This window comes from Pedobacter sp. 01N416 (assembly GCF_056399685.1).
In genome coordinates, this window is the sequence record NZ_JBFTRT010000553.1 from 1 (window position 1) to 5,090 (window position 5,090).

The 5,090-nt window shown below is 43.6% G+C and carries 4 protein-coding genes; all 4 read left to right on the forward strand.

Annotation, left to right across the window (positions count from 1 at the left end; translation table 11 throughout):
* The coding region (locus AC1DND_RS23420) for a sugar porter family MFS transporter (RefSeq protein ID WP_477584995.1) at positions 1–1,317 on the forward strand (1,317 nt) is incomplete at its 5' end.
* Positions 1,318–1,338: 21 nt separating this feature from the next.
* Positions 1,339–2,229 (forward strand): carbohydrate kinase family protein, encoded by an 891-nt coding sequence (locus tag AC1DND_RS23425; RefSeq protein WP_477584996.1) that lies wholly within the window; start codon positions 1,339–1,341, stop codon positions 2,227–2,229.
* A 32-nt stretch (positions 2,230–2,261) separates the two neighbouring features.
* On the forward strand, positions 2,262–3,386 hold the full coding sequence (locus AC1DND_RS23430) for a TonB-dependent receptor plug domain-containing protein (RefSeq protein WP_477584997.1): 1,125 nt from the start codon (positions 2,262–2,264) through the stop codon (positions 3,384–3,386).
* A partial coding sequence (locus AC1DND_RS23435; RefSeq protein ID WP_477584998.1) for a SusC/RagA family TonB-linked outer membrane protein occupies positions 3,383–5,090 on the forward strand: 1,708 nt, incomplete at its 3' end. The genes AC1DND_RS23430 and AC1DND_RS23435, both read left to right, overlap by 4 nt.

Consider the following 5,090-nt stretch of genomic DNA (forward strand, 5'->3'; position numbering starts at 1 on the left):
GTCCTGGCTTGGTCCATGGTCGTAGCCCTAGGCGGCTTTCTGTTTGGATTCGATACAGCCGTAATATCAGGTGCTGAAAAATCCATTCAACAGTTTTGGAAGCTTTCCGCATTTTCGCATGGACTTACCATATCTATTGCACTTATCGGTACGGTAATCGGCTCTCTGGTAGGATCCCGCCCCTCTGATTATTTCGGAAGAAAAAATACACTTTATTTCGTAGCTGCAGCATATCTACTTTCCTCACTTGGTACCGCGCTGGCAGATAATTGGTATATCTTTTTAGCATTCCGCTTTTTGGGTGGTTTAGGTGTGGGGATATCTTCCGTTACTGCACCCATTTATATTTCAGAGGTGTCTCCGGCACATAGAAGGGGCCGGCTTGTAGGGCTTTTCCAGTTCAATGTTGTACTGGGAATATTGATATCCTATCTTTCAAACTATTTGCTAAGCCAGGGAGGAGAGGCATCCTGGAGATGGATGCTTGGTGTTCAGGCATTTCCATCCATCATATTCCTTGTGCTAATCTACTTTATTCCTGAAAGTCCAAGATGGCTTATACTTAAGCGTGGTGCGTACGATAAAGCATTGGAAATCCTACGCATCATAAATCCACTAAACTGCGATGATGAGCTCGCCGCTATACAGAAATCCGGTCAGGATATGCAGCGAGATAAATCTTCGGATGGACTTTTTTCAGGAAAGTACAACAGGCCAATTATCCTTGCCGTGCTGTTTGCTTTCTTTAACCAGGTATCCGGCATAAACGCCATCATTTATTATGCGCCAAGAATTTTTGAAATGGCAGGGCTTGGTGCGCATTCTTCACTTTTATCAACTGTTGGTATCGGAATGGTCAATTTTATATTTACGCTTCTTGCAATCAATATTATAGATAAAGTTGGGAGAAAAACACTGATGCTGATTGGTTCTTTCGGACTGATTGTTTCTCTTGGACTTGTTGCAGTTGCATTTTTGGGCGGTTCATCCAGCGGGTTTGAGATTCCGATTTATGTAATGCTCTTTATTGCTTTTTTTGCTTTTTCGCAAGGGGCAGTTATCTGGGTATTCATCTCAGAGATTTTCCCAAATCAGGTCAGGGCAAAGGGGCAAACACTTGGTAGTTCTACTCACTGGGTAATGGCAGCACTGATTGCATTCTGCTTTCCCTATCTGGCAGAGTCATTTGGAGGGGCAAACATATTTTTCTTTTTCTGTGCCATGATGGTATTGCAGCTGGTATTCGTTTGGAAAATGATGCCTGAGACAAAGGGGAAATCTCTGGAGCAGATAGAAACCGGAATTGTAATGCACTAAATAAAAAAGAAAGACAAGAATATGATCACACCTGCTATATGCTTTGGCGAAATATTATGGGATGTGCTGCCTGATGGGCGCATGCCAGGTGGTGCACCGCTAAATGTTGCCTATCACCTCAATAAGCTTGGCCTGTCCAGCAGTATCATCAGTAAAGTCGGAGATGATGAAAATGGAGTGAAACTGGAGCGTTTGCTTGATGGTTGGCAAATTAACAAAAGCCTCCTTCAGCGCGATACGATCCACCCTACCAGTGAAGTGATTGCCCGTGTGGGCATCAGAAATGAGGTTTCCTATGAAATCGTGTTTCCCGTGGCATGGGATTTTATCGATCATCAGTCCGTGATCGATAGCGCACTGAAGTCATCCACATATTTTGTATATGGAAGCCTCGCCTCCAGAAATACACTTTCCAGAGAGACGCTGTTCAAATTCCTGGAAAGCGATGCGATAAAGGTATTTGATATCAATCTCCGCCCTCCTTTCTTTGATAAGAGCCTGTTGGCAAATCTGATGGAACGGGCTGATATCATAAAATTTAACGAGTCGGAGCTACATATGGCCCAGATTCTTTTCGGGGGAAGGTTCATAAATGAGAAAGAGCAGGTCCGTTTTATACAGGAACGCTTCAATGTTCCAGAGGTAATCGTAACTAAAGGAGAATTTGGGGCTTCCTATTATAGATTGGATCAATCCTACCATGCCTGGGGATCCGAAGTTAAGGTTAACGATACCATTGGGAGTGGAGATTCATTTCTTGCAGCCTTCATTGCCAGCCATCAATTGGGACTGGCACCAAAAACCATTATAAAAAATGCGATAGGAATGGGCGCTTTTATAGCCACGAAAAAGGGGGGCTGTCCGGAATATGAGATTGAAGAATACAAAAAATTTATTGATGAAATATTTTAACTAAACATAATACTAACCAAATCTGAATTTTTATGAGAAAAATTTTCCTTACCTGGCTTTTTGCCTGTATGGTAACGTGCCTGGCATTTGGCCAGACCAGGGTAATCAGCGGCGTTGTCACCGACAATGAATCCATCCCTCTGGAGGCTGTAACCGTAGTGATCGTAGGTACCCAAAAAACGGTGACTACAGATGCTAATGGTAGTTTTAAAATTGAAGCTTCTGCTGGTCAGTCGCTTAGGTTTATTTATATTGGAGCTGAACCATTGACCATTCCCATTACCGCAGAATCGGCCAATCTTAAGGTCAAACTCGACATCGCGATCAATAAGCTCAACGAGATCGTGGTTACGGGTTATCAGAAGGAACGCAAGAAAGACATCACCGGAGCGGTCAATGTAGTTGATGTTTCAAAGATCAGGGATATCCCTTCTGGTAATGCTGTAAAGTCTCTTCAGGGAAGGGTTCCAGGGGTGCTGATTACCACCGACGGTTCTCCAACTGGTCAGGCAACAGTAAGAATCCGCGGCATTGGAACCCTGGGCAATAACGACCCGCTTTATGTAATCGATGGCGTACCAACCAAAAACGGGTTGGAACAGTTAAACCAGAACGACATTGAATCTATTCAGGTGCTTAAAGATGCGTCTTCGGCTACTATTTATGGCTCACGTGCAGCGAATGGGGTAATCATCATCACTACAAAAAAGGCCAAGAAAGGTTATTCAAAGATCGACTTCAATGCCTCGACATCCATTCAGAATTATGCCACCAAACTTAAAACGCTTAATGCCGAAGAAAGAGGCCGTGCCTATTGGCAGGCGGCGGTAAACGATAAGGCCAACCCCAATAATAACCAGATCTATCAATATGACTGGAATAATAACTTTAACAATCCAGTGCTCAACCGTGTGATCTTTCCGGAGTATATCGATGCGGCAAAGACCATGAAGGCTGCAGATACTTACTGGTTTGATGAGATTGCACAAAATTCGATTATTCAGTCCTATGATGCTGCCCTTTCCAATGGCGGTGAAAAGGGGAACAGTCTTTTTTCAGTGGGTTATTATGATAATAAGGGTATCGTAAAAGAGTCAAGAAGCCGGAAATATACGGCACCACAAGCGGAGGCTGGGGAGGCCCTGCAGCAGGAATGACCGATAGACAGAATCCGGTTAGATTAATAGAAGACAACAAGCAGAATGCTTACAATTTTTATAGGCTCTTTGGAAATGCATATGCGGATTACCAGATCATTCCTGGATTGAACTTCAGGACAAATTTTGGTGTAGATTATAACGGTAGCTATCAACGTTTGTTAAAGAAATCATATGTTTCGGGCTTTTTGGCAGATCCTGCAAACCAGGTGAGCAATGCACAGACCTATCAGGGGAATATCATCTGGCAGAATACCCTTAACTATAAGGTCACCAAGGATAAACATAACCTGGAAATACTTGCCGGTCAGGAATACATAAAGAACATCAGTCAGGAGTTTTCTGCAAGCAGACAAGGGCTTGCGATAGAAAATATTGATTATGCCTACCTTAATGCAGGTAGCTCAAATACCCTCAACGGGGGAAGTGGCGCGGGAAACAAACTGTTGTCTTATTTCGGTAAGGTCAACTACAGTTACAACGACCGTTATATTGCCTCTGTAACTTTAAGAAGAGATGGCTCTTCGCGTTTTGGTAAAGATAACCGATACGGYACTTTCCCAGCTTTCTCACTTGGTTGGAGGATGAGTGAAGAAAAGTTTATAAAGGATCTGGGTCTGTTTTCTGATCTGAAGCTTAGGTACGGCTGGGGCCGGTCTGGAAACCAGGAAATCCCCAACAATGCCACACGCTCGCTATACTCTGCTATTTACGGGACTGACCCGACATGGGACTTTGATAAAGGTACTGCATATGATATCACAGGCGCAGGCACAGGTCAGCTGCCCTCTGGTTTTACCCTTATCCAACAGGGCAACGACAATCTGAAATGGGAGTCTTTAAGAGAGTCGAATTTTGGTTTAGACTTTGGTTTATGGAACAATAAGCTTACCGGTTCTGTTGATTATTTTATTAAGAAAACCTCAGATATTCTAATCAGTCCCGCTTACCTGGCGGTGCTTGGAGATGGAGGGAACAGCTACAGTAATGGGGCTTCGCTCCAGAACAAAGGGCTTGATGCGATTCTTACCTATGAAGATAAGATTGGTGATGATTTTAGTTTCAGCCTGACGGGTAACTTTTCGCTTTACAGGAACAAGGTGACCTATCTGCCTAAAGATGTACTGGCTTCCTATCCCGGCAATGGCACCGACAAAAACGTACTCGGAAGGCCCATAAACTCGTACTTTGGATATGTTGCCGATGGCCTCTTTACTTCACAGGCAGAAGTGGATGCTTATGCCAGTCAGCCTGGAAAAGGATTAGGCAGGATTAAATATAAGGATATAAACAACGATGGAGTGATTAACGATCTGGATCGTGACTTTATAGGCGACAATAGCCCTAAGTTCACTTATGGACTGAATGTTTCCCTTAGCTATAAGAACTTCGATATGAGTTTTTTCCTACAGGCCATCAATGTAGATGTGGTGAACGACTTTAAGACCTATACCGATTTTTCTTCGCTTTGGACAGGTACGAACTGGGGCAGCAGGACGCTTGATGCCTGGAGTCCTTCAAATCCAGGCTCTACCATTCCAGCGCTTACTCTTGTAGACCGCAATAATGAAGGAAGGTTCTCTACTTACTTTATTGAAAACGGATCTTACCTCAAGCTGCGCAACCTGCAGGTTGGTTATAACCTTAAAAAGGCACTGAATATGAAAATACAGAACTTCAGGATATTCGTTCAGGGCAGTAACC